Source organism: Pantoea sp. BJ2 (assembly GCF_040255075.1).
Taxonomy (GTDB): Bacteria; Pseudomonadota; Gammaproteobacteria; order Enterobacterales; family Enterobacteriaceae; genus Pantoea; species Pantoea leporis.
The window spans coordinates 1,645,655-1,672,215 of record NZ_CP158292.1; the positions used below are offsets into that span (position 1 = coordinate 1,645,655).

24 protein-coding genes are annotated in these 26,561 nt (G+C 56.6%); 13 read left to right on the forward strand and 11 right to left on the reverse strand.

Features of this window, described 5'->3' with window-relative positions:
* Positions 1–49 precede the first annotated feature (49 nt).
* Both AAF463_RS07555 and AAF463_RS07560 read right to left on the reverse strand, forming a co-directional pair.
* The gene (locus AAF463_RS07555) at positions 50–1,189 is read right to left on the reverse strand and encodes a glycoside hydrolase family 88 protein (RefSeq protein WP_350261799.1); all 1,140 of its coding nucleotides are present in this window, start codon (positions 1,187–1,189) and stop codon (positions 50–52) included.
* On the reverse strand, positions 1,186–2,790 hold the full coding sequence (locus AAF463_RS07560; protein ID WP_350261800.1) for an MFS transporter: 1,605 nt from the start codon (positions 2,788–2,790) through the stop codon (positions 1,186–1,188). The genes AAF463_RS07555 and AAF463_RS07560 overlap by 4 nt, the downstream gene beginning before the upstream one ends.
* A 356-nt stretch (positions 2,791–3,146) precedes the next feature.
* Between AAF463_RS07560 and hinT the strand changes: the two genes are divergently transcribed.
* From hinT to AAF463_RS07600, 8 genes are all read left to right on the forward strand, one after another.
* Positions 3,147–3,497, forward strand: a complete 351-nt coding sequence (gene hinT / locus AAF463_RS07565; protein ID WP_101760825.1) for a purine nucleoside phosphoramidase — start codon at positions 3,147–3,149, stop codon at positions 3,495–3,497.
* Between the two features lie 17 nt (positions 3,498–3,514).
* The gene (locus AAF463_RS07570) at positions 3,515–3,880 is read left to right on the forward strand and encodes a YcfL family protein (RefSeq protein WP_110865934.1); all 366 of its coding nucleotides are present in this window, start codon (positions 3,515–3,517) and stop codon (positions 3,878–3,880) included.
* Positions 3,881–3,890: 10 nt separating this feature from the next.
* Complete coding sequence (gene lpoB, locus AAF463_RS07575) at positions 3,891–4,487, forward strand: penicillin-binding protein activator LpoB (RefSeq protein WP_101760823.1); 597 nt, start codon at positions 3,891–3,893, stop codon at positions 4,485–4,487.
* Positions 4,474–5,289 carry a thiamine kinase gene (gene thiK, locus AAF463_RS07580; RefSeq protein ID WP_217547549.1) on the forward strand — a complete coding sequence of 272 codons (816 nt, stop codon included), beginning with the start codon at positions 4,474–4,476 and terminating at the stop codon, positions 5,287–5,289. Before lpoB ends, thiK begins: the two co-directional genes overlap by 14 nt.
* 15 nt (positions 5,290–5,304) lie before the next feature.
* Positions 5,305–6,348: a beta-N-acetylhexosaminidase gene (nagZ, locus tag AAF463_RS07585; protein WP_110865936.1), complete on the forward strand. Its 1,044-nt coding sequence runs from the start codon at positions 5,305–5,307 to the stop codon at positions 6,346–6,348.
* A gap of 39 nt (positions 6,349–6,387) precedes the next feature.
* The gene (ycfP, locus tag AAF463_RS07590; RefSeq protein WP_350261801.1) at positions 6,388–6,930 is read left to right on the forward strand and encodes an alpha/beta hydrolase YcfP; all 543 of its coding nucleotides are present in this window, start codon (positions 6,388–6,390) and stop codon (positions 6,928–6,930) included.
* A gap of 212 nt (positions 6,931–7,142) precedes the next feature.
* Positions 7,143–8,447, forward strand: a complete 1,305-nt coding sequence (locus AAF463_RS07595) for an NAD(P)/FAD-dependent oxidoreductase (protein ID WP_085982480.1) — start codon at positions 7,143–7,145, stop codon at positions 8,445–8,447.
* A 296-nt stretch (positions 8,448–8,743) separates the two neighbouring features.
* A complete protein-coding gene (locus AAF463_RS07600; RefSeq protein WP_007885735.1) occupies positions 8,744–9,286 on the forward strand; it encodes a glycine zipper 2TM domain-containing protein in 543 nt (180 codons plus the stop codon).
* Positions 9,287–9,467: 181 nt separating this feature from the next.
* Here AAF463_RS07600 and mfd read toward each other — a convergent pair whose 3' ends face one another.
* Together mfd and AAF463_RS07610 are read right to left on the reverse strand one after the other, a co-directional pair.
* On the reverse strand, positions 9,468–12,911 hold the full coding sequence (gene mfd / locus AAF463_RS07605; RefSeq protein ID WP_350261802.1) for a transcription-repair coupling factor: 3,444 nt from the start codon (positions 12,909–12,911) through the stop codon (positions 9,468–9,470).
* A gap of 104 nt (positions 12,912–13,015) precedes the next feature.
* On the reverse strand, positions 13,016–13,225 hold the full coding sequence (locus AAF463_RS07610; protein WP_008103029.1) for a hypothetical protein: 210 nt from the start codon (positions 13,223–13,225) through the stop codon (positions 13,016–13,018).
* 229 nt (positions 13,226–13,454) lie between these two features.
* On the opposite strand from AAF463_RS07610, the gene lolC reads away from it, so the two are divergent.
* The 4 genes from lolC (at position 13,455) to cobB (ending at position 17,523) form a co-directional block, all read left to right on the forward strand.
* Positions 13,455–14,654: a lipoprotein-releasing ABC transporter permease subunit LolC gene (gene lolC, locus AAF463_RS07615; RefSeq protein ID WP_101760818.1), complete on the forward strand. Its 1,200-nt coding sequence runs from the start codon at positions 13,455–13,457 to the stop codon at positions 14,652–14,654.
* On the forward strand, positions 14,647–15,348 hold the full coding sequence (lolD, locus tag AAF463_RS07620; protein ID WP_008103026.1) for a lipoprotein-releasing ABC transporter ATP-binding protein LolD: 702 nt from the start codon (positions 14,647–14,649) through the stop codon (positions 15,346–15,348). Before lolC ends, lolD begins: the two co-directional genes overlap by 8 nt.
* Positions 15,348–16,592, forward strand: a complete 1,245-nt coding sequence (lolE, locus tag AAF463_RS07625; RefSeq protein ID WP_101760817.1) for a lipoprotein-releasing ABC transporter permease subunit LolE — start codon at positions 15,348–15,350, stop codon at positions 16,590–16,592. Before lolD ends, lolE begins: the two co-directional genes overlap by 1 nt.
* A gap of 97 nt (positions 16,593–16,689) precedes the next feature.
* Positions 16,690–17,523, forward strand: a complete 834-nt coding sequence (gene cobB / locus AAF463_RS07630) for a Sir2 family NAD+-dependent deacetylase (protein ID WP_101760816.1) — start codon at positions 16,690–16,692, stop codon at positions 17,521–17,523.
* Positions 17,524–17,632: 109 nt separating this feature from the next.
* On the opposite strand, the gene potD is transcribed toward cobB, so the two are convergent.
* The 4 genes from potD to potA are packed head-to-tail and all read right to left on the reverse strand — an operon-like array spanning position 17,633 to position 21,413.
* Positions 17,633–18,676, reverse strand: a complete 1,044-nt coding sequence (gene potD, locus AAF463_RS07635; RefSeq protein ID WP_350261803.1) for a spermidine/putrescine ABC transporter substrate-binding protein PotD — start codon at positions 18,674–18,676, stop codon at positions 17,633–17,635.
* Positions 18,677–18,686: 10 nt separating this feature from the next.
* Complete coding sequence (gene potC / locus AAF463_RS07640) at positions 18,687–19,460, reverse strand: spermidine/putrescine ABC transporter permease PotC (protein WP_350261804.1); 774 nt, start codon at positions 19,458–19,460, stop codon at positions 18,687–18,689.
* Positions 19,457–20,317, reverse strand: a complete 861-nt coding sequence (gene potB / locus AAF463_RS07645; RefSeq protein WP_277974746.1) for a spermidine/putrescine ABC transporter permease PotB — start codon at positions 20,315–20,317, stop codon at positions 19,457–19,459. The genes potC and potB overlap by 4 nt, the downstream gene beginning before the upstream one ends.
* Positions 20,301–21,413, reverse strand: coding sequence for a spermidine/putrescine ABC transporter ATP-binding protein PotA (potA, locus tag AAF463_RS07650; protein WP_350261805.1), 1,113 nt, complete (start codon positions 21,411–21,413; stop codon positions 20,301–20,303). The genes potB and potA overlap by 17 nt, the downstream gene beginning before the upstream one ends.
* Positions 21,414–21,712: 299 nt before the next feature.
* On the opposite strand from potA, the gene pepT reads away from it, so the two are divergent.
* Positions 21,713–22,942, forward strand: coding sequence for a peptidase T (gene pepT / locus AAF463_RS07655; RefSeq protein ID WP_101760812.1), 1,230 nt, complete (start codon positions 21,713–21,715; stop codon positions 22,940–22,942).
* A gap of 205 nt (positions 22,943–23,147) precedes the next feature.
* Here pepT and AAF463_RS07660 read toward each other — a convergent pair whose 3' ends face one another.
* The 3 genes from AAF463_RS07660 to phoP are packed head-to-tail and all read right to left on the reverse strand — an operon-like array spanning position 23,148 to position 26,459.
* Positions 23,148–24,269: a cupin domain-containing protein gene (locus AAF463_RS07660; RefSeq protein ID WP_210080504.1), complete on the reverse strand. Its 1,122-nt coding sequence runs from the start codon at positions 24,267–24,269 to the stop codon at positions 23,148–23,150.
* A 57-nt stretch (positions 24,270–24,326) separates the two neighbouring features.
* Positions 24,327–25,787, reverse strand: coding sequence for a two-component system sensor histidine kinase PhoQ (gene phoQ, locus AAF463_RS07665; RefSeq protein WP_101760810.1), 1,461 nt, complete (start codon positions 25,785–25,787; stop codon positions 24,327–24,329).
* 3 nt (positions 25,788–25,790) lie between these two features.
* Positions 25,791–26,459 carry a two-component system response regulator PhoP gene (gene phoP, locus AAF463_RS07670; protein WP_101760808.1) on the reverse strand — a complete coding sequence of 223 codons (669 nt, stop codon included), beginning with the start codon at positions 26,457–26,459 and terminating at the stop codon, positions 25,791–25,793.
* Between the last annotated feature and the right edge of the window lie 102 nt (positions 26,460–26,561).

Below are 26,561 nucleotides of genomic sequence, written 5' to 3' on the forward strand. Positions count from 1 at the left end.
GACGCCTCTTCCAGCGTAAGTAGTTAAACCCTCAGACGAGGGTTTTTTGCTATAAATAAACCCGCAAATACTCCGTCAAACACAGCAGCGCCATGGCCTGACCATACGGCATTGAGGTGAGCGGGATTTGGCGGTAATACTCGAGATCGCTGCCCATCGCTGTTCCGAACGACACCTGCTTCAATTCCCCATCCTCATCGATATTGCCGATCACGCCGCGCAACGCTTTCTCCACCAGCGGCAAATATTCGGGCGAAAGATAATGTTTGCGCACCGCTTTAAGAATGCCATAGGCGAAACCGGCGGTGGCGGAGGCTTCCGGATAACTGTTGGGATCGTCGAGCAAGGTGTGCCACAAACCGCTGCTATGCTGACAGGCGCTCAGCGCCTTCACCTGACTCTCCAGCACCTGCTGCAGGAAACGCCGCGTGGCGTGCTGTTCCGGCCAGTTCATCATCTCGAGGAAATCAGGAATAACGATAGTCAGCCAGCTGTTGCCGCGCGCCCAACGTGCATTGGCAAAATTGTGCCGCCCCTCAAACGTCCAGCCGTGGAACCACAAACCGGTTTGGCGATCCATCAAATATTGGGTATGAATCAGGAACTGATAACTGGCTTCTTCGACAAACTCAGGACGATCCAGCAGCTGGCCAATCTTCGCCAGCGCCATCACGCTCATCATCAAGGTGTCATCCCACAGCTGCTGGGTGTTTTCGTTGTTGTAGACGATGTGCTGCAAGCCGCCTTGCTCGGTGCGTGGCATCTCATACATCACCCATTCAGCCCAACGCTCCAGCACCGGTCGCCACGCGGCATTGCGCGTCTCTTCATAGCGATATGCCAGCGTCAGGAACGGGCAGACGGTATTGACGTTCTTGGTTGGCGTACCTTCCGCCAGGCGCGTGCTGAACCAGTCATCGATAATCTTCAGCGTCGCTTGATCGCCGGTTTGCTGATAGTAGTGCAGCATGCCGTACAGACCGATGCCGTGCGTCCACTCCCAACCAGCCCAGCCTTTGGTATCGATCACGCGGCCATCATCGAGGCGCAGCAAAAACTCGCCGCTGTGATCGGTAATATTCACCAGATTATGGGTTAGCCGCTGAATCAATTGCACCAGCTCAGTGCGTGGCAACAGATATTCAGGCTGGCGCAGTAACGCGCTGTGCTTTACAGGAAATACAGTCATGGTTCATTCCTATCGTTAATCAGGGTAGAGAGAGAAGGTAAAGATCGTGGCTGCGTCGGCAGCGGCGGTGCGGCAGGCTTATGACGGTTGAGATACCCGACGTTGTTATTGCCCCACAGATTTTCATACGGCATGCCCGCCAGCATTTCGACCACGTCACGCGCCTGTGGCGAAATACGCTCTGGCACCACGCGTCCGGCTTCGCGCATTTTCAACGTCTCTTCGCGCAGCACGGTGTGGGTTTGCAGATTGAGTTTAAAGCGCAGTGAAATAATGAAGCCGCAGGCCAGCACACAGAGCGTGCCCACGCTGAGGATCGCCAGAATGGTATGGCCGACAGCCGGCACCTGCGTGGCCTGGCCGGAAGAGAAGCCCGCCAGCTGCAACACGATACCGACGAACATCACCGCACCCGCTTGCGAGGCTTTGCGCGTCAGCGTCATGATGCCGGCAAAAATGCCTTCGCGACGTTGGCCGGTAATCACTTCATCGACGTCAGCGATATAGGTGTAAGTATTCCACGGCACATAGTTGATGCCGCCGCGACCAAGACCGGCAAGACCGGAAATCAGTACCAGCAGAGCGAAGTTGTCGTTCATGCCGGTGTACCACAATCCGGCGTAGGAGAGGGCGCTAAGCCCAAACAGCACCACCACCATACGATACGCGGGCGCAGGCCCAAGGCGGATACACAGCGGAATCATCGCCATCACCGCAATAAACTGCATCACCGCCATGGTGCCCATCAGGTTGGAGGCGATCTGCGCGCTTTGCATCAGCACAAACACCACATACCAGGTGAACACCGCGTTAAACACGTCCTGCGCGATATAGCCGCCGAGATACATGCCCAGATGCTGACGGAAAATACGAATGCGCAGCGTTGAGGCCAGCTCGGTGTAGAGGCGCTTCAGGCTTTGTAGCAAGGTCAGCTGTGATTTTTCCTGCTCGGCGCGGCGCGATTCGGCAGAGAAATCGTCGGGATCGCGTTCCCAGGTAAACAGCCACACCAACGTTAACACCAGCGCACAAATCACCGAGAACACCAGGCTGGCATAGAAGAAGGAGATCGGATTCTCTTTGCCAAACCAGCCAATCAGTATGCCCGGCAGGAACGCTGCCAGAATGGCCGACAGCTGCGCCAGGCCAATACGCGCGCCAGAGAAGCGGGTTTTCTGTTTGAAATCATCGGTCATCTCCGGCACCAGCGTTTCGTAAGGCACCAGAATCATGGTGTAGACCATATCGAACAGCAGATAAGTCAGCAGATACCACCAAAAACTCATGTCGCCAACCCACATCAGGCTGTAGCTGAACACGCACGGAATACCGAGCAGGATAAAAAATTTGCGGCGGCCAAAGCGCTTACCGAGCCAGGTCGAACCAAAGTTATCGGTCAGGAAACCCATTAGCGGGCTCACCACCGCATCCAGCACGCGGGCGGCAGCGAAAATGAAGGTCGCCTGAATCGGCGAGAGCCCACAAAAGGTGGTGTAAAAGTAGAGCAGCCAGGCGGCGGTTAGCGCCGTGGTGCCTGCACCGAGGAAATCCCCGGACCCATAGGCCAGATAATGGCCCAGGCCAATCTTACGAGAGCGCATGGCAGGTTCTCCTTGAATTAGTCGGTAAACACATCCCTCATCACTCCGTACAACTTGCGCGGATTGGATTGAAAGTAGAGCGGCTTAAGCTGGCAAACCTTCGTGATTTCGCAATGACCTGCAGGTGAGTGGCAAAATCACAAAGAAAAAGGCGTGATATCTCTAATTTATAAAACAGCGTTTCATTTTTGTGGTTAATGAGAGGTTAGAAATGCGAGCTGCAGCACAATGCGTGGCGAAGTGAGAAAACGGCTTAAAGGCAGCCATTTAATGCAGGAATTGTGGTCCTGAGGTTGAAAGAAATGGAATTCCTCACGCATACTGCCTGACTGAACTCAGGCTTAAGGAAATGCACCATGGCTGAAGAAACCATTTTCAGTAAAATCATCCGTCGCGAGATTCCCGCCGACGTGGTTTATCAGGACGAACTGGTCACCGCCTTCCGTGATATCGCGCCGAAAGCGCCTACCCATATCTTGATCATCCCCAACGTATTGATTCCCACCGCCAATGATGCGCAGCCCGCACACGAGCAGGCGCTGGGCCGGATGATCACCGTGGCCGCCAAAATTGCCCGTGATGAAGGCATTGCCGAAGATGGCTATCGTCTGATCATCAACTGCAACAGCCATGGCGGTCAGGAGGTTTACCACATCCATATGCATTTGGTTGGCGGTCAGCCGCTGGGCCCGATGCTGGCCAGCTAACTCAGGCGGACAACGTGATGCGTCAATGGCTGAGTGGCTTGCTGTTGCTGACCCTTGCAGGTTGCAGCAGCGATAAGCCGATGATTAATACCTCGCAGTCGCTGGTGATGGAATCGGCGGTGTTATCCGCGGGCATTATTACCGATGATCCGAAGTTGACCGAACAAGATGGTCAGCAGCGTGCCATGAGCATGTTGTACAACCAGCGTGAAACGCCAGTGAAAGTGCACTATCGTTTCTATTGGTACGACGACAAAGGATTGGAAATCACGCCGGAAGAGCCGGCGCAAAGCCAAATCGTTCCGGCACACGGCAGCGTAGAAGTGGCCTCACAAATGGGCAATCCGACCGCCAGTAAGGTGCGTCTCTATCTTTATCTTTGAGGAGTAAGCTGTGATTCGCAGTGTAAAACGTTCGGGCGCGTTGTTATTTGCGCTAATGCTCACCGGTTGTGTGGTGCAACAACAGACGCCGGCACCGGTAGAACCCACGCAGCCGACCACGCCCACTCAGCCGGTTGAACCTACGCCGCAGCCAGTGCCGCCGCCGCAAACCGTGCCGCAGCCACCAAAGCTGAAAACCATTAACTGGGATGCCAGCGTCCAGCCGTTGGTCGGTAAGATGGTGCAATCTTCAGGCGTAAATCCGGGCAGCGTGCTGCTGGTGGATCGCATCAAGAACAGTACTAATGGCGCGCTGCAAACCGATAAAGCCACCGACGCGATTCAAAATGCGCTGGCCAACAACGGCAAGTTCACGCTGATCACCCCAGAACAGCTGGCGCAGGCCAAGCAAACGCTGGGCTTGTCGCCGGATGACAGCCTCAACTCGCGCAGTAAAGCGATTGGCCTGGCGCGCAACGTTAACGCGCAGTATGTGCTCTACAGCAATGCGCAGGGCGATGTGAAATCACCGACGCTGCAAATGCAGCTGATGCTGGTACAAACCGGTGAAATCATCTGGTCAGGAAACGGTGTTGCTCAACCCTGATCCCCAGCTGCAAAACCTGCTTCAGCAACAATGGCCGACGGCGCAAGCTGCCGGTCATTTTTTCGCGCTGCCGGGACTGAGCGGGCAAAGCGTGCGCGTGCAGATGCCGCAGGGCGAATTGCTGGCGAGACGTGCGCCGCCGCAGCCGATCCCGTTTGTCGATCGCCAGCGCGAATACCGCATTCTGCAGCAACTGCGGCATGCACAGCTGGGGCCGCAGCCGCTGGCGTGGCGCCATCCCTGGCTGCTGCAAAGCTGGATGCCGGGCGAGGTGCTCACTTCCGCGCAGTTTAACGCGCAGCGGCAGGCGATTGTGGCGCTGCTGCAGCGTCTGCATCAACAGCCGCTCACCGGCTACCGTTTACGCTTAGCGCCGCTGCTACAGCGCTATTGGCAGCTTTGCCGGCAGCGTCACTGGCGCTGGCAGCGTCGTCTGCAACGCTTATTACAACAGGGCGAACCGCAGCCGCTGCGCCTGGCGCCGCTGCATATGGATGTCCACGCCGGCAACCTGATTGCCACGCCGGAAGGTTTACGCCTAATCGACTGGGAATATGCCGCCGACGGTGACGTGGCGCTGGAGCTGGCGGCGGTGTGTGCGGTTGATGGCGATACGCGTTCTGCGTGGATTGCCGATTACGCCGCGCGCGCGCAACTGGATAAGCCAGCACTGGCGTGCCAGATGCAGCGCTGGCAACCGTGGCTGCAGCTGTTGATGGCCAGCTGGTATCAGCTGCGTGCCGAGCAGAGCCAGGATGACACCTTACTGCAGCTGGCGCAGGCTAGCTGGCACGACCTTTAACTCAGGATTTTAATCATGACCATGAACACACCCGGACCGCTGATGCTCGACGTCGAAAGCTATGAGCTGGACGCCGAAGAACGCGAAATTCTGCAGCATCCGCTGGTGGGCGGACTGATTCTGTTTGCCCGCAACTTCCACGATGTCGAGCAGTTGGCAGAGCTGGTGCGCCAGATTCGCGCCGCTTCACGCAATCGTCTGGTGGTAGCGGTGGATCAGGAAGGCGGTCGCGTGCAGCGTTTCCGCGACGGCTTCACGCAGCTGCCGGCGATGCAATCCTTCGCCGCGCTGCACGATCTGAATAGCGCGGGTGAACTGGCGCAGCAGGCGGGCTGGCAGATGGCGTCGGAAATGATCGCCATGGACATCGACATCAGTTTCGCGCCGGTGCTCGATATTGGTCACATCAGCGCGGCTATCGGCGATCGTTCATTCCATGAAGATCCGGCCATCGCCCTGCAGGTCGCACGACGTTTTATCAATGGCATGCATGAAGCCGGCATGAAAACCACCGGCAAACACTTCCCCGGTCACGGTGCGGTCAGTGCCGATTCGCATAAAGAGACGCCGCGCGACAACCGCGATGCCGCCACGCTGCGTCAGCATGACATGGCGATCTTTAAGCAGTTGATCGACGAGCAGCTTCTTGATGCGGTGATGCCGGCGCACGTTATCTATACTGAGGTGGATCCGTTGCCTGCCAGCGGTTCGCCGTATTGGCTGCAAACCGTATTGCGCGAGGAGCTCAGCTTTAACGGCGTGATTTTCTCCGACGACCTGTCGATGGAAGGTGCCGCGGTGATGGGCAGCTACGCCGAACGCGCGCAGCAGTCACTGAATGCCGGTTGCGATATGATCCTGGTGTGCAATCAACGCGCGGGCGCGGTGAGCGTGCTGGATAACTTGACGCCGATCGGGGCAGAGCGCGTGACGCAGTTATACCATCAAGGGCGTTTTACCCGTCAAAGCCTGCTGGCAAGCGAGCGCTGGCGGCAAAATCAGCGTCAGTTAAGCGCGTTGCAAGAGCGCTGGCTGGCGCACAAAGCCTCGGGCAGATAAGCTTCGCTGCCCGGATTTCACTCCACGCTGAGGATAATCATGATCATCTATCTGCACGGTTTTGATTCCAACAGTCCGGGCAACCATGAAAAGGTGCTGCAGCTGCAGTTTATTGACCCGGACGTCAGATTAGTCAGCTACAGCACCCGCCATCCCAAACACGACATGCAGTTTCTGCTGAAAGAGTGCGACAAGCTGCTGCAACAGGGCGACGATGCGCATCCGCTGATTTGCGGGGTTGGGCTGGGGGGTTATTGGGCCGAACGCATTGGCTTCCTGTGCGGCATGCGTCAGGTGATCTTCAATCCAAATCTGTTCCCGTTTGAGAACATGGAAGGCAAAATCGATCGCCCGGAAGAGTATCTCGATATCGCCACTAAGTGCGTCAACGATTTCCGCGAAAAGAACCGCGAAAAGTGTCTGGCGATTTTATCTCGTCAGGACGAAGTGCTGGATAATCAGCGCAGCGCGACGTACCTGCAGCCGTTCTATGAAATTATCTGGGATGACGCAGCCAGCCACAAATTCAAGAACATCGCGCCGCATTTGCAGCGCATCAAAGCCTTCAAACTCCTCGCCTGACCGTCCGCGCGCCGTGTGATGCGGCGCATAAAATGTGTAACATTCTGATAATGCAGCTGAAAGATTGATGTACATCAATTTTCTTATGTGATGTCTCTGACGCCGTGATATTCTGCCCTCAGCTCGCGATTTAACGTCGCCAACCCTATGTTTATTAAGGTTTTTATTAACCATTAATTAACTATTGGTTTACAACTTTGAGGGGGTCCTTGTTGACTACATCTATGGAAAAAATCGTTATCATCGGCGGTGGTGCTGGCGGCTTAGAGCTGGCAACGCAGCTCGGTCACAAGCTGGGACGCAAGAAGAAAGCCGAGATCATCCTGGTCGATCGTAACCACAGTCATCTGTGGAAACCGCTGCTGCATGAAGTGGCAACCGGTTCGATGGACGAAGGGATTGATGCGCTGAGCTATCTGGCGCACGCGCGTAATCACGGTTTCCAGTTCCAGCTGGGATCGCTGACGCAAATCAATCGTGAAAACAAAACCCTTGAGCTGGCCGAAATCCGCGATGCGGAAGGCGCACTGTTAGTGCCGCAGCGTGAGCTGGCCTACGATCGCCTGGTCATCGCGCTTGGCAGCACCTCAAATGACTTCGGCACGCCGGGCGTAAAAGATCACTGCATCTTTCTCGACAACCCGCATCAGGCGCGTCGTTTCCATAACGAAATGCTCAACCTGTTCCTGCGTTTCTCGGCCAGCGAAGGCAGCCTGGAAAAAGTCAACATCGCCATTGTCGGCGGCGGCGCCACCGGCGTGGAACTCTCTGCAGAGCTGTATAACGCGGTGAAACAGTTGCACAGCTACGGCTACAAAGGTCTGGATAGCAGCTCGCTGAACGTCACGCTGGTGGAAGCCGGTGAACGCATTCTGCCGGCGCTGCCACCGCGTATCTCGGCGGCGGCGCATCAGGAGCTGACCAAACTTGGCGTACGCGTGTTGACGCAAACCATGGTCACCAGCGCCACCGAAAACGGCTTGAATACCAAAGGCGGCGAATTCATTGATGCCGATCTGATGGTGTGGGCGGCCGGTATCAAGGCGCCAGACTTCCTGAAAGAGATTGGCGGTCTGGAAACCAACCGCATCAATCAGCTGGTGGTAAAAGAGACGCTGCAAACCACGCTGGATGACGACATCTACGCCATTGGTGATTGCGCCTCCTGTGCGCTGCCGGGGGGCGGATTTGTACCGCCGCGCGCGCAGTCAGCGCATCAAATGGCGTCGCGCGCGCTGGAGAACATCCTTGCACAGCGTAAAGACAAACCGTTGAAAGCCTATGTTTATAAAGATCACGGTTCGCTGGTGTCGCTGTCGCGCTTCAGCACCGTCGGCAGCTTGATGGGTAACCTGATGCGCGGATCGATGATGGTGGAAGGGCGCATTGCACGTTTTGTCTACATCTCTCTATATCGTATGCACCAGATTGCGCTCCACGGATACTTCAAGACCGGTCTTATGATGCTGGTCGGCAGTCTTAACCGCGTCCTGCGTCCGCGCCTCAAGCTGCACTAATAATTTTCGGACGGTGAATGCCGCCCTACGCCACACCAGCTGCCGTAACCCGCTGAAAACTGCACTTTCAGCTTAAGGTTACGGCACTATTTCACCCGCTCTCAGAACTCTCCTAAAAGCTGGCCCTGATGGGTTTCCGCTGCGTTTCCTCCATTAATCTGATGTTGCAATTACGGTCCATCTGTAAAACTTATCACCAACAAACACGGCGCGGCGCGCACGCCGGTTATGCCTCGGTTACCCAGGATTGGGTAGCGGCAGGAATGCGCGGTAACAACCTTCAGGAGGATATTCCTGTGAATAAATCAATGTTAGCGGGTATCGGTATCGGCGTGGCAGCAGCGTTAGGTGTTGCCGCAGTCGCCAGCATGGATGTTTTCGATCGCGGCCCGCAGTTTGCACAAGTTCTGTCGGCGACGCCGATTAAAGAGAGCATCAAGCAGCCGCGACAGGAGTGTCGCAATGTGACGCTGACCCATCGTCGTGCGGTCCAGGATGAGAATCGCATTGCCGGTTCGGTGCTGGGCGCGGTAGCCGGCGGCGTGTTGGGCCATCAGTTTGGTGGCGGACGCGGACGCGATGTGGCTACGGTAGCGGGCGCGTTAGCTGGCGGTTACGGTGGTAATCAGGTGCAGGGTGCGCTGCAGGATCGCGACACGTACACCACCAACGAGCAGCGTTGCAAAACGGTATATGACAAACAGGAAAAAATGCTGGGTTATGACGTGACCTATAAAATAGGCGACCAGCAGGGCAAAATCCGCATGGAAAACGACCCTGGTACCCGCATTCCGCTCGACCGTAATGGTCAGCTGATCCTGAATTCAAATCAGGCCTAATTGGGCAAAGATGCATCACAGCAGCAGTAACGAAAAAAGCGCCGCAAGGCGCTTTTTTTTATGTGTGAGATCCTCAACGCGCACGGATTCGTAGCGGCGCAATTTGTTGCGCATCATCAATGGCGCACGGAGTCAAAGGCGCGCGATGAATCGCGCCGCTACGATTCCGTGCGGATATCCACTAAACCCGGTTTTTCGCCAGCTCGCTAACAAATCCCTGCACCCACTCCATACGGATTTTCCGGTCCGCCATATCGCGGGTGAACTTCAATCGCGTTGGGCCATCCAGCTTCCATTGCTGAGGATCTTTCTGCAGCAGGCCAATCAGCCAGCCCGGATCAACCTGATTCTGCGGCGCAAACTCGAAAAATCCGCCTTTGTCGCTGGCTTCAATCTTACGAATCCCCAACTCGCGCGCCACTAAACGCAGCCCGGCAACATCCAGCAGATTACGCGCTGCATCCGGCAGCTTGCCGAAGCGGTCAATCATCTCAACCTTCAGTTCCGCCAGATCCTGCTCATCGGCGGCGCTGGCCACGCGCTTGTAGAGCGACAAGCGAGTATTCACATCCGGGATAAAATCATCTGGCAGCAGGGCAGGCATACGCAGTTCAATTTCGGTTTGATTGCTGGTGAGATCTTCCAGCGACGGCTCGCGGCCCGCCTTCAGCGCATCGACCGCGTTCTCCAGCAGCTCCATATACAGCGTGAAGCCGATGGTTTCCATTTGGCCGCTCTGATCCTCGCCGAGCAGCTCACCCGCGCCGCGGATCTCCAGATCGTGGGTTGCCAGCGCAAAACCGGCGCCAAGATCTTCCAGCGACGCGATAGCTTCCAGACGTTTTTGCGCATCAGTGGTCATCGCTTTTGGATGCGGCGTCAGCAGCCACGCATAGGCCTGATGGTGCGAACGTCCCACGCGGCCACGCAGCTGATGCAGCTGCGCCAGACCAAAGTGGTCGGCGCGTTCGATGATAATGGTGTTGGCGCTGGGTACGTCGATACCGGTTTCGATGATGGTGGTACACACCAGCACGTTAAAGCGCTGATGGTGGAAATCATTCATCACCCGCTCCAGATCGCGTTCGCGCATCTGACCGTGACCAATGGCAATGCGCGCTTCCGGCACCAGATCGGCCAATCGCTGCGCCGCTTTCTCGATGTTCTCTACGTCATTGTAGAGATAGTAAACCTGGCCGCCGCGCAGCACTTCACGCAGGATTGCCTCGCGCACCACCAGGCTGTCGTACTCTCGCACAAAGGTTTTCACCGCCATGCGTCGTGCCGGTGGCGTGGCAATAATCGACAGATCGCGCATGCCGCTCATCGCCATATTCAGGGTACGCGGAATCGGCGTGGCGGTGAGCGTCAGGATATCGACATCGGCACGCATCGCCTTGATCCGCTCTTTATGACGCACGCCAAAGCGGTGCTCTTCATCGACAATCAGCAGGCCGAGATCGTGCCACTTCAGGTCGTTCGACAGCAGCTTATGCGTGCCAATCAGAATATCGACTTTGCCCTCGCGCGCCTGTTTCAGCACCTGACTCTGCTCTTTGGCGGTGCGGAAGCGCGACAGCATTTCAATGCGCACCGGCCAGTTAGCGAAACGATCGCGGAAGTTGTCGTAATGCTGCTGCGCCAGCAGCGTGGTGGGCACCAGCACCGCGACCTGTTTGGCGTTCTCAACCGCCAGAAACGCAGCGCGCATCGCCACTTCGGTTTTACCAAAGCCGACGTCGCCGCACACCAGACGATCCATCGCCAGCGGCTGACACATGTCGCTCAGCACCGCGTTGATCGCCTGGCCTTGATCCGGCGTGGTTTCAAACGGGAAGCCTTCGCAGAACAGCTGATACTGATCGCGGTCGTGCTTAAAGGCAAAGCCGGTTTTGGCTGCGCGCTGAGCATAAATATCCAGCAGCTCCGCCGCCACGTCGCGCACTTTCTCAGCGGCTTTCTGCCGCGCGCGTGACCAGGCATCGCTGCCAAGTTTATGCAGCGGCGCGTTTTCATCCGCGCCACCAGCATAGCGGCTAATCAGATGCAGTGATGAAACCGGCACGTACAGCTTGGCGTCGCCCGCATAGGAGAGCATCAGATATTCAGCGACGATGCCGCCGGCTTCCAGCGTGGTCAGGCCGATATAACGCCCCACGCCGTGCTCCAGATGCACCACCGGCTGGCCGGGATGCAGCTCGGCGAGGTTGCGGATCAGCACATCAGGATTGATGGTGCGGCGATTATCCTGGCGACGACGACTGACGCGCTCGCCAAGCAGATCGCTTTCGCAGATCAACGCCAGCTGGCGTTGCGTATCGATAAAGCCGCGCTCGCTGGCGCCAATCATCAGGCTAAGCGGCTGATTGGCGGCCTGATCAAAGTGATCGATAGCCTGTGGACGCAGTTTAATGCGCGCCAACAGCTCTTGCAGGCTTTCACGGCGGCCTTCACTCTCAACCGAGAAAATCACCTGACCGCTGAATTGTTCAAGGAACTGACGCAGCAGATCGAGTGGCGCTTTGGCCTGCGCCTGCACCGTCAATTCCGGCAGCGGCTGATAACCGAGATTGGTATTCGCTGCTTTTTCCGGCAGCGTCTCGCTGCTTAACTGCATGCGCGGCCAGGCTTTCAGTTCGCTCATCAGCGTGTCGGGACGCAGCCACAGCGTGACCGGCTCCAGCAGCGGGCGCATCGGATCGATACGGCGATTCTCAAAGCGCGCGTTGGCGTCAAGCCAGAAGCGCTCGGCGCTGGCCAGCAAATCGCCGCTATTGAGCAGCAGCGTATTGGCGGGCAGATAGCTGAACAGCGTCGGCAACGCCTGCTCAAAGAACAGCGGCTGCCAGTATTCGATACCGGCGGGCAGCGTGCCTTTGCTCACCTGCTGATAGACGTGCTCCGGCTCGCGCCGTACGTCAAAGGTTTCGCGCCAGCGGCTGCGGAACAGCTCGATGGCGGCTTTATCCGTGGGGAATTCATGCGCCGGCAACAGGTTGATGGCGTTGACCGCCTCCAGCGTGCGCTGCGTATCGACATCAAACAGGCGCAGGCTGTCGATCTCATCGTCAAAGAAGTCGATGCGATAAGGTTGGTCGCTGCCCATCGGGAACAGATCGAGCAGCGCACCGCGCGTGGCGTATTCACCATGCTCCATCACCTGATCGACGTGGCGATAACCGGCCTGCTCCAGCTGATCGCGCAGCGCATCGCGCGACAGCTTTTGCCCTTGCTGCATCACCAGCGCATGGCCGTGCAGGAAGCTGTGCGGACATACGCGCTGCATCAGCGTGTTGACCGGCATAATCAGCATACCGCGCGTTAAGTTGGGCAGTTGATACAGCGTGGAGAGGCGAGCTGAGATGATGTCCTGATGCGGCGAGAAGCTGTCGTAGGGCAGCGTTTCCCAGTCAGCGAGATGGGTGACCGGCAGATCGGTGAACTGGCGAATCTCCTCCTGTAGACGCAGGGCAGATTGCATATCCGGGGTAATCATCAACACCGGACCGCTGTGGCGTTCGGTGATGCTGGCACACTCAAGCGCTTGCGCGGCGCCGACGAGCTGGCCGAGCTGGCGATGGTCGCCGGCTTTGACTGGCAGGGTATAACGACTCTGTTCCGACATGGGATCTCGACATTCTCTCCTTGGATTACAGGGCGTCATCATTCCATAATCCGCCCTGAGGATCATCTGTCGTGGTGCGATTTCTCACACTTTTGCCGGTTGAGCTACTTACTCGATTGCTGTGTGTAGTGCATACGTGGGCGGTCGACATTGGCCCAGGACAGCTCTTTCTCCAGATGGTAGCTGTGGTTGCCGTCGTCCCACTTCACGTAATAGCCGGTTGGCGCATCTCCCTGTTCAAAAACGTTGACGATCTCGCCTTTAATTTCACCCGATTTATGCTTAACAATGCTGCTTTTGGGGAACTTGAACATGGTGTACTCCTCGTCGCCTACGGTAATTCACCTTTAAGTCTACGCCAGCCAATGACGAATAAACGTACAAATAACATCATTAATTTGTCGCAATTTTATGCATAAGCGTTGGCTGGGACGGTTTTTGACACAACTTTGCCGCAGACTCAGAGGGTTAGAGGTTTCATAAAGGGGACGCCTCCTTTATCATCCCACTACTTATTTTCAGGCAACTGCCAAGACGGATCTCATGTATCAACCAGTCGCGTTATTCATCGGTTTACGCTACATGCGTGGACGTGCCTCAGACCGCTTTGGTCGCTTCGTCTCCTGGCTCTCAACTATCGGCATCACGCTCGGCGTGCTGGCGCTGGTCACCGTGTTATCGGTGATGAACGGCTTTGAGCGCGAGCTGGAAGGCAATATCCTCGGCCTGATGCCGCAGGCGCTGATCACCAGCGAAAAAGGCAGCATCAGTCCGAAGGCGTTGCCCGCCGATAATCTCCAACTGCAAGGCGTTAAGCGCATCGCACCGCTGACCACCGCCGATGTGGTGCTACAAAGCGCGCGTAACGTCTCGGTCGGCGTGATGCTCGGCATCAATCCCGACGAACAGGATCCGCTGACGCCATTCCTCGTCAACACCCAACAAAGCGTGCTGCAGCCGGGCCAGTACAACGTCATCCTCGGTGAACAGCTGGCTGCACAGCTGGGCGTGAAGCGCGGCGATCAGCTGCGTCTGATGGTGCCATCGGTCAGCCAGTTCACGCCGGTAGGACGTTTGCCGAGCCAGCGTATTTTCACTGTGGCTGGCACCTATGCCGCCAACAGCGAAGTGGATGGCTATCAAATTCTGGTCAATCAGCAGGATGCGTCACGCGTGATGCGCTATCCGCTCGGCAACATCACCGGCTGGCGTTTGTGGCTGGATAAGCCGTTAAGCGTTGATGCGCTCAGCCAGCAGAAACTGCCGGAGGGCCTGACGTGGAAAGACTGGCGCGAACGCAAAGGCGATCTGTTCCAGGCGGTACGCATGGAAAAAAACATGATGGGGCTGCTGCTGAGCCTGATCATCGCGGTGGCGGCTTTTAATATCATTACCTCGCTGGGCCTGCTGATCATGGAGAAGCAGGGCGAAGTGGCCATTTTGCAAACGCTGGGTTTAACCCGTCGCCAGATTGTCGCGGTGTTTATGGTGCAGGGCGCCAGCGCGGGCATTATTGGCGCGCTGCTGGGCACCGTGCTTGGCGTGCTGCTTGCCAGCCAGCTGAATAATTTGATGCCGGTGATTGGTCTGTTCCTTGATGGTGCGGCGCTGCCGGTCGACATCAACGTGTTGCAGGTGATCACCATTGCGCTGGTCTCAATGGCCGTCGCGCTGCTTTCTACCCTTTATCCGTCGTGGCGCGCTGCCGCCGTCCAACCCGCTGAGGCTTTACGTTATGAGTAATACTCCTTTGTTGCAGTGTCGTGACCTGTGCAAACGCTATCAGGAAGGCAGCGTGCAGACCGATGTGCTGCGCAATGTGGCTTTCAGCCTGCAGCCGGGTGAACTGACGGCAATTGTCGGCAGCTCCGGTTCGGGTAAAAGTACCTTACTGCATCTGCTCGGCGGCCTGGATGCGCCGACGTCAGGCGATGTGATTTTTGATGGTAAATCGCTGAATGCGATGTCGTCGGCCGCGAAAGCCGAGCTGCGCAACCGTGAGCTGGGCTTTATCTATCAGTTCCACCATCTACTGCCGGATTTTAGCGCGCTGGAGAACGTGGCGATGCCGCTGCTGATTGGCAAAATTGGCAAAGCGGAAGCGGAATCACGCGCGCGTGAAATGCTGGCGGCGGTCGGGCTGGAAAAACGTGCTGCGCATCGGCCTTCTGAACTGTCGGGCGGTGAACGTCAGCGTGTGGCGATTGCCCGCGCGCTGGTGAATCGTCCGCGGCTGGTGATGGCCGATGAACCTACCGGTAACCTCGATGCGCGCAACGCCGACGCGATTTTTGAACTGCTCGGCGAGCTGAACGTTAAACAGGGCACCGCTTTTCTGGTAGTGACGCACGATCTGCAGCTGGCGAAACGCCTGAGCCGCCAGATGGAGATGCGCGACGGTGAGCTGAGCGACCAACTGACGCTGGGAGTGATCTGATGGCTTCGTCATTATCCCTGCTGCTCGGGCTGCGTTTTAGCCGCGGTCGGCGGCGTGGTGGCATGGTCTCGCTGATCTCCATCATCTCCACCATCGGCATTGCGCTGGGCGTGGCGGTGCTGATCATCGGCCTGAGCGCCATGAACGGCTTTGAGCGTGAGCTGAATAACCGCATTCTGGCGGTGGTACCGCACGGTGAAATCGAGCCGGTGAATCAGCCGTTCCGTAACTGGCAACCGATGATCGCGCCGATTGAGCAGGTGGCCGGCATTGCCGCCGCAGCGCCCTATATCAACTTCACCGGGCTGATTGAGAGCGGCGCAAAGCTGCAGGCGCTGCAGGTGAAAGGCGTCGATCCGCAGCAGGAAGCGCGTCTTAGCGCCTTGCCGAGCTTTGTGGCCGGAGATGCATGGTCGCAGTTCGCGGCTGGTAAACAGCAAATCATTCTGGGTGGCGGCATCGCTAAATCGCTCAATGTGAAACAGGGCGACTGGATCACCATCATGATCCCCAATAATGATGGCGAGAATAAGCTGCTGCAGCCAAAACGTATTCGTCTGCAGGTCAGCGGCGTGCTGCAACTGAGCGGCATGCTCGATCACAGCCTGGCGCTGGTGCCGCTGGCCGATGCGCAGAAATATCTGGATATGGGCGACAGCGTCAGCGGTATTGCGCTGAAGATGAATGACCCGTTCCAGGCGCAGAAGTTGATACATGACGCCGGTAAAGTGACGCACTCTTACGTCTACATTAAGAGCTGGATTGGCACTTACGGCTACATGTACCGTGACATCCAGATGATTCGCGCCATTATGTATTTAGCCATGGTGCTGGTGATTGGCGTGGCCTGCTTTAACATCGTCTCGACGCTGGTGATGGCGGTGAAAGATAAGAGCAGCGACATCGCGGTACTGCGCACGCTGGGGGCCAAAGATGGTTTGATCCGCGCCATCTTTATCTGGTACGGCTTGCTGGCGGGCCTGCTCGGCAGCGTCAGCGGCGTGGTGGTCGGCGTGCTGGTAGCGCTCAATCTCACGCCGGTGATGCGCGTGTTTGAGCACCTGACCGGGCATCAGCTGCTGGCGGGCGATATCTACTTTATCGATTTCCTGCCGTCCGAACTGCACTGGATTGATGTGATTTCGGTGCTGGCCACCGCGATTGTCCTGAGCCTGATTGCCAGCTGGTATCCGGCACGACGCGCCAGCCGTATCGATCCGGCCCGCGTACTCAGCGGTCAGTAAAGATAAAACGCAGCCGCTGTGCGGCTGCTATTATCGGGCAGAGTAGCCCGAAAAATCCCCGATGCGCGGCAATAAACGCCGCAGATAAGGAGCTTTTATGCGCATACCGCGCCGCCGCCTACGACTCGCCCGCGACAAAAAAAACCGCCGCAAGGTGCATCAGCGCTTTCGCCAGCGCATCTTCGAGCGCGATCGCAAAGCTGAACTGGCCGCGCATCCGCAACCGCGCGTGGTGGTGCTGACTGGCGCGGGGATCTCCGCCGAATCCGGTATTCGCACTTTCCGCGCCGCCGATGGCTTATGGGAAGAGCATCGCGTAGAAGATGTCGCCACGCCGGAAGGTTTTCAACGCAATCCGGCGCTGGTGCAGGCGTTTTACAACGCGCGGCGTCAACAGCTGCAGCAGCCAGAAATTCAGCCTAACGCCGCGCACAAAGCGCTGGCGGAACTGGAGCAGGTGCTGGGCGATAACTTCCTGCTGGTGACGCAGAATATCGATAACCTGCACGAACGCGCCGGCAGCCAGCGCGTGCTGCATATGCACGGTGAACTGTTGAAAGTGCGCTGCGTCAGCAGTGGACAAGTGCTGGACTGGACCGAAGATTTAACCGCGGACGATCGCTGCACCTGCTGCCAGTTCCCGGCCATGCTGCGCCCGCACATCGTGTGGTTCGGCGAAATGCCGCTGGGGATGGAAGAGATTTATCAGGCGATTGAGCAGGCGAATCTGTTTATCGCCATTGGCACGTCGGGCCATGTCTATCCCGCCGCCGGTTTTGTCCACGAAGCGAAACTGCAGGGCGCGCATACTGTGGAGCTGAATCTGGAACCGAGCCAGGTCGGCAATGAGTTTGCCGAGCGTCATTACGGCTTAGCAAGCGAAGTGGTGCCGGAGTTTGTGCATACGTTTTTGCGTGGGTTGTATAAGTAGATTTGTGCGCGCTTTACCTCATCCCAACCTTCTCCCAGAGGGAGAAGGGGCTAGACGGAACCCTCTCCCGCTTGCGAGAGAGGGCAGAGCGAGGGGAAGCCGCAGAGAGTTAACGTCCCGCCTTCAGCTTCTGGAACAACGTCTCATACTGCACGCTGGCGTCACCGACATCGTTTTGCCACTCGCCGTTTTTGATCACATCCTCAGCAGGATAAAGCGAAGGATCGCTGGCCACTTCTTGTGGCAGTAACTTCTTCGCTGCCAGGTTTGGCGTGGGATAGCCGATGGTTTCCGCCACCTGTGCCGCCACATCCGGACGCAGCAGGAAGTTAATCAGCTTCAGCGCGCCTTCACGGTTTTTCGCATTGGCCGGAATCGCCAGGTTATCCATCCAGAAAATCCCGCCTTCCTGCGGCCAGATAATCTGCAGCGGCGTGCCTGCCTGGCGCGCCACGTAGGCGGAACCGTTCCAGATCATCCCAACGTTCACTTCGCCTTCCATAAACGGATTTCCTGGATTATCGGAGTTAAACGCCAGCACGTTCGGCATCAGCTTTTTTAACTCTCCATAAGCGGCTTCGATCTGCTTGGGATCGCGGGTGTTGCCCGAATAGCCCAGCTTACGCAGCGCCATCTGGAATACTTCACGCGCATCGTCGGTCAGCAGCAGGCTTTGCTTATACTCAGGCTTCCACAAATCGGCCCAGCGGGTAATGCTTTTGGCATCCACTTCGTCAGTGTTGATGCCAATGGCGGTCGCGCCCCAGATATAGGGGATCGAGTAATCATTGTTAGGATCAAACGGCTTGTTGAGCAGGTTAGGATCGAGGTTTTTGAAGTTGCTGAGCTGGGTTTTATCGATCTTTTGCAGCATGCCTTCATTACGCATTTTGGCGACGAAGTAGGTTGAAGGCACCACCAAATCGTAGGCGCCATCTTTCCAGGTCTTCAGCTTGGCATACATGCTTTCATTGGATTCGTAGGTGGAGTAAATCACCTTGATGCCGGTCTCTTTGGTGAACTGCTCCAGCAGTCCCGGCGGCACGTATTCGGTCCAGTTATAGAAGTAGAGCGTTTTGCCGGCGTCCGCCTGCGCGCTCTGCATGCCCAATGCCAGCGCCCCAGCCGCCAGCCAGTGAGACCACTTTTTCATCGATTATCCTCTATTTGGTTTTATCACGGAGCAACAGCTGACTGAGCGCCACCAACAGCAGCGACAGCAGCAGCAAAATTGTCGCCAGCGCGTTCACTTCCGGTGACACGCCAACTTTCACCATCGAATAGATTTTTAACGGCAAAATTTCGAAGCTCGGGCCGGTGACGAACGACGATACCACGACATCGTCCATCGACAGCGTAAAGCTCAGCAGCCAACCCGCTGCGACCGCCGGCAGCGCCAGCGGCAGCAGAATTTTGCGCAAAATGGTGACTTCGCTGGCACCAAGATCTTTGGCGGCTTCCAGCATGCGCACATCAAACCCTTTCAGGCGCGAATAGACGGTGATCACCACAAACGGCAGGCAGAAGGTGATATGCGAGAACAGCAGCGACCAGAAGCCCAGCGAAATGCCCAGCAGCATAAACAGCACCAGCAGCGAAATCGCCATCACGATATCCGGCGACATCATCACCACAAACAGCATGCCGCTGACGAACGGTTTACCACGGAAGCGATAGCGATAGAGCGCGACGGCGGTCAGCGAGCCGATAATCGTGGCGCAGCTGGTAGAGAGCACGCCCATCAGCAATGAATGTTGTGCCGCCTGAATCAGGCTGTCGTTATTCATCAGCAGGCGATACCACTGCGTGCTGAAGCCCTGCCAGTTAATGCCGAAACGCGAACGGTTGAAGGAGTTGACGATCAGAATGATGATCGGGATATAAAACCAGGCATAAATCACGGCCATGAAGCCGCCACGTAACCAGCGCGCCATCATTGCAGTTCCACCTTGTTGTTCAGCATACGCGCTGCGCGCCAGTAAGCCAGCAGCATCAGCCCCATCAGCAGCGTCATCACAATGCTGGTGGCAGCACCGAACGGCCAGTCACGGATATTCAGGAACTGGCTCTTGATCACGTTGCCAATTAACAGGTTTTTCGCGCCGCCCAGCAAATCCGCTACAAAGAACAAGCCCATCGCCGGGATAAACACCAGCAGGCAACCAGCGACAATGCCCGGCATGGTGAGCGGCAGAATGATGCGTAAAAAGGTTTTCACTTTGTTCGCGCCAAGATCGCGCGCCGCTTCGAGGCAGGATTTATCCAGCTTTTCCAGGCTGGAGTAGAGCGGCAGCACCATAAACGGCAGCAGAATGTAGATCAGCCCCAGAATCACCGCTTCCGAGGTGTACATGATGCGAAACGGTTTATCGATCACCCCAAGCCACAGCAAAAATTCATTCAGCCAGCCGCGCGTGCTGAGGAAGATTTTCAGACCGTAGATACGGATCAGCGAGTTGGTCCAGAACGGCACAATCAGCAGGAACAGCATCAGCGGACGCAGGCGCGCCGGCAGTTTCGTCAGACACCAGGCAAACGGATAACCGAGCAGCAGGCAGCACAGCGTGGCGATCAACGCCATATTCAGCGAGTGCAGCAGCACATCAGCGTAGAGCGGATCGAGCAGCCGCGTGTAGTTATTTAGGGTGAAGGCCATACTGACAAAATGCGCATCATCGCGCGTCAGGAAGCTGGTGGCGAAAATCATCAGGTTAGGCAGCAGCACAAACAGCGTGAGCCAGCTGACGATCAGGGCAACAATGACTTTCTGCAGGCGGTTACGCATCAACTTCATACGGCAACACCACCTCCCAGTTGGCGACCCAGCTGACGGCCATTTTCTGGTTCAGCGAGTGATCAAAATCGGGATCGTCTTCGTTGAAGAACTCGCTCACCGTCAGCAGCTTGCCGTTCTCCAGCTCAACAGTAGACTCCAGCGTCATGCCTTTATAGTTGCGCTCGCGCACGAAGCCGATCAGATTGTCGCTGCGGCTGTCGTGATCGATCTCTTCAACGCGCAGATCTTCCGGGCGCAGCAGCACGTGCAGTTTATCGCCGACGCTGACCGGGAAATCACATTGCAGCGTGCATTCAAGGCCTTCCACACGCGCGCGGATTGTAGGCGCATGTTCGCTGTTCAGCACCTCGGCATCGAACACGTTAATCTCGCCAATAAAGCGCGCCACAAACAGGTTGGCGGGCTCTTCGTAAATCTCGCGTGGCGTGCCGTCCTGTTCGATGCGGCCATCGCGCATTACCACGATACGATCGGACATGGTCAGCGCCTCTTCCTGATCGTGCGTCACAAACACAAAGGTGATGCCAAGCTTACGCTGTAGCGCTTTGAGCTCGTTTTGCATCTGGCGCCGCAGCTTGTAATCCAGCGCCGACAGCGACTCGTCCAGCAGCAGCACTTTCGGGCGATTGACCACCGCGCGCGCAATCGCCACGCGCTGCTGCTGACCGCCCGAAAGCTGATGCGGACGGCGATCGGCAAAACTCTCCAGCTGCACCATCGCCAGCGCATCGTTAACGCGCGTGGTGATCTCCGCCGCCGGGGTTTTCTGCATGCGCAGGCCAAAGGCGACGTTCTCAAACACCGACATGTGCGGGAACAGCGCGTAGCTCTGAAACACGGTGTTAATGTGGCGATGCTCGGCGGGCAGATCGGTGATGTCATTGTCATCAAGAGTGATATGACCGCGATCGGCCGCTTCCAGCCCGGCAATCAGGCGTAAAATGGTGGTTTTTCCGCAGCCGGAAGGGCCAAGCAGCGTGATGAACTCGCCGTGACGGATGGTCAGGTCAAAGTCAGAGATGATGGTTTTGCCATCAAAAGCTTTACTGATGCCAGAAAGCGTAACCAGCGCAGGCGCGCGTGTTTGCGTCATTTTAGTCACTCAGTCTGATGGTGAATCAGGTTACAGCATAGCCGCTGGTGGCCGCTTGCTGTGATGAAGGGCGCGATGATACCGCAAAAATGTGTCAATGCCATGTTTTGCCACGGATTTACCTTGAAAACTCTGAAAAATGCCGGAGTATGCGTAACGGATAAGTCGGACAGGCGCGAGTGAGCGAATTTTCAACGCAAGTCACGTTGAGAGAGCTAACCTGAAGGATAATGATTTGACGCAACATGGTGCCATTTGGCCACCATGATAATGACGCAGGTTCTTTAGAGGGATGACAGATGGATCAATTACTTGAGCGTTTTCTCAGTTATGTTGCAGTAGAAACTCAGTCAAAACCTCAGGCACGACAGGTGCCAAGCAGCGAAGGGCAGTGGACGCTGGCGCGTCAATTACAGGAAGAACTTATCGCGCTGGGCTTTGTTGATGTCTCTCTGAGCGATCACTGCTGTGTGATGGGCACCTTACCGGCTAACGTTGATTGGGCCACGCCGGTAATCGGCTTTATTTCGCATATGGACACCTCGCCGGATTTTACCGCCAAAAACGTCAATCCGCAGATTATTGAAAACTATCGCGGTGGCGATATCGCGCTCGGCAACGGTGATGAAATTCTGTCACCGGTGATGTTCCCGGTACTGCATAAGCTGATCGGTCATACGCTGATCACCACCGATGGCAAAACGCTGCTCGGCGCGGATGATAAAGCCGGTATCGCCGAGATCATGACCGCGATGGCGCGTCTGGCAAAAGGGGATACGCCACACGGTGCGATTCGCGTGGCCTTTACACCGGATGAAGAGATTGGTCGCGGCGCGTCGCACTTCGACGTCGAAGGCTTTGCCGCCGATTGGGCGTATACCGTTGATGGCAGCGATCTCGGCGAGTTCGAGTTCGAGAACTTCAATGCCGCTACCGCGATGGTTAAAATCACCGGCAACAACGTGCATCCAGGCAGCGCTAAAAATGTGATGGTCAATGCGTTGGATCTGGCGATGCGCTTCCACGCGGAACTGCCAGCCAAAGAGAAGCCGCAGTATACCGACGGCTATGAAGGCTTCTTCCATCTGCACACCATCAAAGGCACGGTTGAACATGCCGAGCTGATGTATTTGATCCGCGATTTTGATGCCGACAGCTATGAACAGCGTAAACAGCTGCTGGAAGAGATTGGTCAGCGCGTCAGCAAAGGGCTGCAAAGCGAATGTTCGGTGAAAGTGGAGATCAGCGACAGCTATCGCAACATGCGCGAGAAAGTCGAACCGCATCCGCACATTATTGAGTTGGCGCTGCAGGCGATGCGCGATTGCGGCATCGAACCGAACGTCAAACCGATTCGCGGCGGCACCGACGGCTCTGCGCTGTCGTGGAAAGGATTGCCATGCCCGAACCTGTTCACAGGCGGCTACAACTATCACGGCAAGCACGAGTTCGCCTCACTCAATGTGATGGCGCAGTCGGTGGATGTGATTGTGCGTTTGGCTGAGCTGGCGGGGCAGAAGAAGGGCTGATGATGATTGCTTAGCGCGGGTTGTCCCCCATCCCGGCCTTCCCCCATAAATGGGGGAAGGAGACGCTGCCACATGCAACTCCCAACTCCCTACTCACATATTGCAGCATCTTCCTCCCCCATTTATGGGGGAGGACTGAGGAGGGGGACAGCGAGCACCTACCGAGCACCCACCGAGTTTTAGAAACCCCGAGACAGATTGAAACTTACTCGCCGAAGAACCAATAACCGCTATTCACCAACGCCGCCAGCTGCGCCAGCAGTGAAGGGTCATCCAGCGCATCGCCGAAATCTTCCAGCGTCAGCACGTGATTGTGCGCCAATGCTGCCAGCACATGCGGATGGCTGCTGGTGATCGATTCACCGTTCACAAACACCACATCGCCAATGGTCAATACGCGCAGGCCGCCGAGCCGCGTCAGCGCATCGCCTTGCTGCAATGCATCGTAGATTTCGTCCGGTTGATACGGCGGCTCTGGCGGTGCGACGTCCAGCTCATGACGCGACTGAGAAATAAACTCGCCAAACCACTGATTAAACTGCTCCGGCTGGTTAATCACATCCATCATGACTTTGCGGATGCCTTCCAGTTCTGACGGCAGAATTTGCGATGGGCAATCGCGCGATGGCACATCGGGATCGCTGTAGCGGTAGCTGCCCAATTCGTTGGCCAGCATGTGATCGGCAAAACCGCTGATCAGCTCGCGACCGTTCGGTGCGCGGAAGCCGACCGAATAGTTGATGGCGTTTTCCAGCGAATAGCCTTCGTGCGGGAATCCTGGCGGAATATAGAGAATATCGCCGGGCTCCATCTCTTCATCGATGATGGCGTCGAAAGGCTCAACCTGCAGCAGGTCCGGATGCGGGCAGTGCTGTTTCAACGGCACTTTTTCACCCACGCGCCAGCGACGGCGGCCAGTGCCCTGAATGATAAACACATCGTACTGATCGAAATGCGGACCGACGCCGCCGCCCGGCACGGCAAACGAGATCATCAGGTCATCAACACGCCAGTCGGGCAGAAAACGGAACGGACGCATCAGTGCGGCAGAAGGTTCATGCCAATGGTTGACCGCCTGCACCAGCAGCGACCAGTTGCTCTCACCGAGATGATCGTAGCTTTCAAACGGGCCGTGGCTGACTTGCCATTTGCCCTCGTTATGGCTGACAAGACGGCTATCGACCTCATTTTCCATCGCCAGACCGGCCAGCTCGTCAGGAGAAATAGGATCGACGAAGTTTTTAAATCCACGTTTAAGCACCACCGGGCGTTTCTGCCAGTAGCGTTGAATAAAGTCGGGCCAGTTGATATCGAGCTGATAGTCCATATGAGGAGTCCGTTTGCTGCAAAGAATGATGGCAAGTATAACAGCCCGCGTCCCTTTCTACTCGCGGTGATGCTCGACTTCCTGGCGCTGGAAAATTACTTCCATGCGCGCGCCGCCGAGCGGGCTGGTGGTGGCGATCACCTGGCCGGCGTACTGTTCGAGGATGTCGCGCACCACGGCTAAACCTAATCCCTGGCCGGGACGCAAGGTGTCGGCACGTTGACCGCGCACGAAGATCAGATCGCGTTTGCTTTCCGGAATGCCGGGGCCGTCATCATCAATAAACAGATGCAAGGTGTTGTCGGTTTGTCGTGCGGTGACTTCAATAAATTCGAGGCAATATTTGCAGGCGTTATCCAGCACGTTGCCAAGCACTTCCATAAAGTCATTCTTATCGCCGATAAAGGTCAGCTCCGGCGAGATATCCAACGTGATCGCCACGCCCTTGCGTTGATAGACTTTATTCAGTGCCGAGCACAGGCTATCGAGCAGCGCCGAAACCGAATGCAAATCGCGCTGCAGAGGATTGTGATCGGCCTGCATGCTGGCGCGATGCAGGTAATAACCAATCTGCTGCGAGATGCGGCTGATCTGCTCCAGCATCACCGGTTCGGCCTGTTCAATGGTTAACTCTTTACCATTGCGTAACGATCGCAGCGTACTTTGCAGCACTGCCAGCGGGGTTTTCAGGCTATGGGTGACATCCGACAAGGTGGTGCGATAGCGCGTGTAGCGTTGACGTTCGTTGGTCAGCAGCAGGTTAAGATTGCGCACCAGACTGCGTAACTCTTGCGGCGGATTGTCATCAAGATTCTCGCGCTGACCGGTTTCCAGCTCGCGCACCTGCGAAGTGAGATCGCCAATCGGCCGCAAACTCCAGTGCGCCGCCAGCCACAGCAGCGGGATCACCAGCAGCAGATTGGCCGCCAGCACATAGCTAAACCACGACCACACCACATCGGAATGCTGCAACTCTTGCGGAATTGAGTCGACCACCACAATGGTCAGCGCCGGTAAGTTGGTGGTGGCATCGTAGCGATTGACCGCGACAGAGTGGGTGAAGGTGTCACTGCTGTCGCTATCCAGCGCGTGCAGCCGCTCTTTCGCCTGCGGGTTGTTGCCCATCGCCGCCATGCTGGTGCGATTGCTGGTATCGATTTCGTAGAAATCGGGCTTGAGCAGCCATTCACGATGGATCTTTTTGCGGATTTCGGGCACATCGCGCTGCTGCCACAGCAGTTTGCCGCGTTCATCGTAGATAAAGACCAGCGTGGGGAAATTGAGCGTCATGCGCTCCGGCTGGCCGATGGTGAGCTGATTGTCGTGCCACTGCGCCAGCGTAAAGAACAGATTGCTCTCGCCGCGCATCACGCGATAGGTATTTTTATCGAAACTGACGACATAGCCAACCACCGCGACCATGCCGTAGGAGAGTGACAAAAACAACACGATCGCCGCGGTCGCCAGCAGAAAACGAGCGCGGAGAGAGAAGGGGCGTAAACGCCGGAACCACGTCATAAATCAGAGATCAAAGCGATAGCCCTGGCCGCGTACGGTGTTGATCACTTCGGTTGGATAGAGTGAGAGAATTTTTTTACGCAGACGGCCCATCAACACGTCGATGGTGTGACTTTCGCGCAGTTCGGCATCCGGATAGAGCTGCAGCATCAGCGAATCTTTGCTCACCACTTTACCCGCGTTGCGAATCAGGGTTTCGACGATGGTGTATTCGAAAGCGGTCAATTTTACCGGTTCATCTTGCACCGTCAGTTCGCGGCGAGAGAGATCGACCTGGAACGGCGGCATAGAGATAATTTGCGACGCGTGTCCGCTGTTGCGACGCATCAACGCCTGCAAGCGTGCAGCCACTTCTTCAATGTGGAACGGCTTGGTGACATAGTCGTCGGCACCCGCTTCCAGCGCTTCCACCTTGGCCTGCCAGCCTTCGCGCGCGGTTAAGACCAGAATCGGTTGACGTACCGCATCGGTGCGCCAGCGGCGAATCAGCGACATGCCATCTTCATCGGGCAAACCGAGATCGACCAGCGCGATGTCGGGGACATGTTCTTGCAGGAAATAATCCGCTTCTTTGGCATCTTCTGCGGCGTCGACCTGATGGCCCATTTCACGCAATTGCACGGCGAGGTGATGGCGTAGCAGCGCATTATCTTCCACAACCAGAACACGCATAGTATTTCCTTAGCTTCGAACGTAGTGATGATGAGGAGAGTATACGCAAAGCCAGCTAAACCAGAGAACAACCAGGCGCGCGAAACGCGCCTGGCCACCGCA